Origin of the sequence: Moraxella sp. CTOTU49097, assembly GCF_032064105.1 — a bacterium.
Taxonomy (GTDB): domain Bacteria; phylum Pseudomonadota; class Gammaproteobacteria; order Pseudomonadales; family Moraxellaceae; genus Faucicola; species Faucicola osloensis_B.
Window position 1 is genome coordinate 1 of the sequence record NZ_DAMBOA010000045.1, and the last position, 2,626, is coordinate 2,626.

4 protein-coding genes and 1 pseudogene are annotated in these 2,626 nt (G+C 45.3%); 3 read left to right on the top strand and 2 right to left on the bottom strand.

Annotated elements, in window-relative coordinates; genetic code table 11:
* The first annotated feature begins 308 nt into the window (after positions 1-308).
* A complete protein-coding gene (locus RT064_RS10935; RefSeq protein ID WP_313063393.1) occupies positions 309-971 on the top strand; it encodes a TetR/AcrR family transcriptional regulator in 663 nt (220 codons plus the stop codon).
* A gap of 6 nt (positions 972-977) precedes the next feature.
* Here RT064_RS10935 and RT064_RS10940 read toward each other — a convergent pair whose 3' ends face one another.
* Both RT064_RS10940 and RT064_RS10945 read right to left on the bottom strand, forming a co-directional pair.
* Positions 978-1,406 carry a DUF6691 family protein gene (locus tag RT064_RS10940; protein WP_313061296.1) on the bottom strand — a complete coding sequence of 143 codons (429 nt, stop codon included), beginning with the start codon at positions 1,404-1,406 and terminating at the stop codon, positions 978-980.
* Between the two features lie 20 nt (positions 1,407-1,426).
* The gene (locus tag RT064_RS10945; protein ID WP_313061299.1) at positions 1,427-1,864 is read right to left on the bottom strand and encodes a YeeE/YedE family protein; all 438 of its coding nucleotides are present in this window, start codon (positions 1,862-1,864) and stop codon (positions 1,427-1,429) included.
* 220 nt (positions 1,865-2,084) lie between these two features.
* Between RT064_RS10945 and RT064_RS10950 the strand changes: the two genes are divergently transcribed.
* A complete protein-coding gene (locus tag RT064_RS10950) occupies positions 2,085-2,396 on the top strand; it encodes a YqfO family protein (protein ID WP_313063395.1) in 312 nt (103 codons plus the stop codon).
* Positions 2,397-2,502: 106 nt separating this feature from the next.
* A pseudogene (locus RT064_RS10955) lies at positions 2,503-2,626 on the top strand (RNA-guided endonuclease InsQ/TnpB family protein); the annotation flags it as partial.

Below are 2,626 nucleotides of genomic sequence, written 5' to 3' on the forward strand. Positions count from 1 at the left end.
TCGCCGAGACGCTACCGCCAAAGCCTGAGCCTATAACCAAAAAATCCGTATCAAATGATTGACCTTTCATGTATCGCTTTCCCCTTATTTTCCTTAATAGTTGTCCTTATAGCTGACCTGCCGCAGGCTACTTTGCAGTGGCTTTTTGGCTGCATCTGTCTTTGTATAACAGCGGTTTAGCGCTAAACAGTTCAACCCGCTACCTAATTAGGGTATACTAATTTTTCAGCAGGCTGCAGCAACTGTGACATTTGGGTTTGTTTTGTTTTGATAAATTAAGTAAAGGCTTGAGTTGAAAGGATTAACGCGTGCCAAAGCCAACCTTCACACCGCTTCCATCGCCCACGGGTACGAGTATTGAGTCGAGCTTGAGTGATTTTGGACAGCAGGCGCATATCATGGGCAATGCCAACACCGTAGTCAGACGTTCGCTCGCCATAGCGCTGCTAAAATTTATGGAATCCACCCCATTTGCCGATATCAGCGTCACAGAGCTGACCCAAAAGGCGGGCGTGAGTCGCATGGGGTATTATCGCAATTACGATAGCAAGCTTGCGCTACTCAAAGACTATTTGGCGCAGATTGAGCATGATTTTCCTTTTATTGACTTGACGGCGGCAAGCGAGGGCGAGTTTTATGCGTTTTTGCGACAAGTGTTTGACTATCTGAGCAAGTTTGAGTTATCGACCAAGATTTTGCTCAATCAAGGCTTTGAAGGGCTGATTTTAGATACGCTACTTAATAGCAAAATTTTTGTCGAATACCGCAAAAAGCAGTCATTGACTTGCCAAGCTATGACCGCGCCACATCAGGATAAAAGCGGGGAGTACAATCTGGTATTTGCCTCAGGGATGCTGTATCACACCTATATTCATTGGGTGCGGCAAGGGCAAACAGAAACGCCACAGCAACTAGCCAGCTGGCTCATGGCGGGTGGGTTTTATCGGTTATTTCACCCTACTGATGACTAATGATGACTAAGCGGATTGGGTTTTATCAAACGCTATCACTATTCCCATACCTACTAGCATGGCGACAAAAAATACCACCCCTTGCCAGATGCCCATGCCCATGAGAACCACCGCAGGGGCAGGGCAGATACCAGCGATGCCCCAACCGATACCAAATATCATCGACCCAATCGCCAAGCGCTTGTCAATACCGCGGCGAATCGGTGGAAACGGCGCACCCGATAGACTGGTCTTTTTTAAGCGACTTAAGTTAAAACCGATGGTGGCGACAATGAGCGCGCCAATCATCACCAACATCAACGCAGGATTCCAATCGCCTGCGAGATCAAGAAAGCTTTGTACGGTTTTTGGGTTTGCCATATCACTGACAATCAAACCCGTACCAAACACCAACCCACAGATAGCACTAATCAATAACACAATTTCTTTTCGCATAATAGATGCCCCGATAATCTTTACTTAATCAATGCCAACCCATGACGACCGATAAACACCGTCACAAACCCTGCAGACATAAAGACAATGGTTGCCACCAATGAACGGGGCGAAAAGCGCGCATTGCCACAGATACCATGACCACTGGTACACCCTGAGCCCATCCGCGTGCCCACACCGACCAATAACCCTGCGATGACATACAGCCAAGGCGATGATGATACCGTGATGGTTGGCAAACCAAATAACTGACCAACCAGCCAGGGCGATACTAGCAAGCCCACAAAAAACGCCAATTGCCAAGCAAAATCGGCTGAGTTTGGCTGCCAGAGACTGGCAACAATGCCACTGATGCCAGCAATCTTGGCAATACTCCACCACAGCATAACCGCAGAGAGTCCAATCAACATGCCACCCACTAATGGATGACTATAATCTGCAATAGAAAATAACAACATACGCCACCTAAGCATTTCACAATAATATATATTATACAATATTGTATAATATATAGCGCGTTTAAGGGTGAATTTTTTTTAAAACGGGATAATAATCAACGAAAAAACGCAGACCAACGCGCTTTTTGCAAAAAAACTATGTTAGATTAAAGCTAGATTAAAACAAATACAAAACCATGATGATAGGGCTTAACGGCTTAACATTTTAATAAGGCAACCCATGTATAAACTCACCACCTACATACCGACCGATTATCTAGAGGCTGTAAAGCAAGCCTTGTTTGACGCAGGGGCAGGGCAGATTGGCAATTATCAGTATTGCTGTTGGCAGGTGTTGGGTACAGGACAGTTTATGCCATTGGCAGGCAATCATGCCTTTATTGGTACGACCAATCAATTACAAACAATCGAAGAATGGCGAGTCGAGATGGTGGTTGTAGATGAGCGCATCAAAGCGGTGGTGCAAGCCTTAAAACAGGCACACCCGTATGAAACGCCCGCTTATGATGTGCTAAAGCTTGAAGATATTTAGTCATCCAGTTTATCATCCGTTGCCGTAAAACCACCGACTTTAGGCGGTGGATATAAGGCAACTTGTACACTATAACGCTTGCATAAATTTTGCTAAAATAATTTGCATGAAAACACTCAAGCTACGCATACGAGATAAACACACAGCAAAGCTTAACCGCCTAAGCGGTTCGGTGAATTTCGTATGGAACTACGTTAATGCGTTAAGCTATGAGCATCTTAAGCGTACTG